Source organism: Microbacterium sp. 4NA327F11, assembly GCF_005503465.1.
Taxonomy (GTDB): Bacteria; Actinomycetota; Actinomycetes; order Actinomycetales; family Microbacteriaceae; genus Microbacterium; species Microbacterium ginsengisoli.
On the sequence record NZ_SCOB01000055.1, the window covers coordinates 1 to 1,333 of the forward strand.

At 68.1% G+C, this 1,333-nt stretch carries 2 protein-coding genes; both read left to right on the top strand.

Annotated features, from left to right (window positions below; all coding sequences use genetic code 11):
• Positions 1–59: 59 nt before the first annotated feature.
• Positions 60–377, top strand: a complete 318-nt coding sequence (locus tag FFS51_RS14575; RefSeq protein ID WP_137878790.1) for a transposase — start codon at positions 60–62, stop codon at positions 375–377.
• A 17-nt stretch (positions 378–394) separates the two neighbouring features.
• Positions 395–1,324, top strand: a complete 930-nt coding sequence (locus tag FFS51_RS14580; protein WP_249352745.1) for an integrase core domain-containing protein — start codon at positions 395–397, stop codon at positions 1,322–1,324.
• Positions 1,325–1,333: the final 9 nt, after the last annotated feature.

Genomic DNA, 1,333 nt, shown 5'->3' on the forward strand with positions numbered 1-1,333 from the left:
TGTCGCGCGTCAGACTTAGTGGCAGGGCTGTTAGTTGAGTCCTGAACGGAGAGTCCGACATGGGAAGACCACCAGTGATCCCGGTGGAGAAGAAGACGCGGATCGTGTTGAGCATCCTCGCTGGCGAGGTCTCGATCGCGGAGGCCGCTCGTCGCGAGAAGGTGAGCGAGCAGTCGATCGGTCGGTGGAAGGCGGACTTCCTCGAGGCCGGGAAGACGGGGCTCGCGGCGGGGAAGTCTGGCCTGTCGACCCGTGAGCAGCAGCTCGAGGCGGAGGTCGCGGATCTGACCCAGGCGCTCGGTGAGGCCGCGGTCGAGATCCGGGTGTGGAAGAAGAGCGCGGAGGGCCGGCTGGGCCCTTCGAGGACCTCGAGGTGATCCGCCGGGATGCGGGCATGCCGACCGCGAGGTTCGTGGAGCTGATCGGTGTGCCCGAACGCTCGTATCGGCGCTGGCAGGCCAAAGCGAAGCTGGACCGCCCGCCGAAAGGGCCGTGGCCGCAGCCGGCGCGTGTCGCGGTCCGCGACGTCGTCGTCAAGCACGCGTCGGCGCATCCGGCGTGGGGGCACCGGAAGGTCTGGGCGATGACCCGCCACGATGGTCACCGGGTCTCGCAGGCGACCGTGCTGCGGATCCTCCGCGACGAGGGGCTGATCCTGCCCGCCGAGTACCAGCGGGAGCGGCGCAAGCGCGCCGAGCGGCGCAAGGCCGCGTTCGCGAAGGACCCGACCGGCCCGAACCAGGTGTGGCAGCTCGACTTCTCCGAGTACGAGACCACGACCGGCGGCACGTGGCGGATCGCGGCGTGCCGGGACTACTGGTCGAAGTACGAGTTCGACGCGCACGTGTCTCCGACGGCGAACAAGCACGACGCCGTCGAGGCCGTGCAGAAGGCTCTCGACGAGACCGAGCAGCTGCTCGGTCACCCGCTGATCGATGACGCGCCCGTGGACACGGACACGGGTGAGATCGAGCCCGTCGTGACGATCGTCACTGACAATGGTGGCCCGTTCCGGTCGTTCACGTTCGAGGCATTCATCACCGCGCACCCGGAGCTCAAGCACGTGCGCACCCGGGTGCGCACGCCCGGGCAGAACGGGTCACGCGAGCGCGGGTTCGGGTCGATGAAGTACGAGTGGCTGTTCCGTGAAGAGATCGGCGACGCCCTGCAGCTCGTCGAGCACGTGAATGCGTACCGGGCCGACTACAACCACGTCCGCCCGCACGAGGCGATCGCCTGGAACCGGCCCGCCGACGTCCACCTCGGGCTCGCAAGCCCGACCATCCCCAACTTCGAAATCGAAGAAACCCTGCCAACTTCTTGACGCGGGACA

Bases quoted from the DNA above. Each gene is read 5' to 3' on its own strand.
- FFS51_RS14575 (WP_137878790.1), top strand. From the start codon at position 60: ATGGGAAGACCACCAGTGATCCCGGTGGAGAAGAAGACGCGGATCGTG.
- FFS51_RS14580 (WP_249352745.1), top strand. From the start codon at position 395: ATGCCGACCGCGAGGTTCGTGGAGCTGATCGGTGTGCCCGAACGCTCG.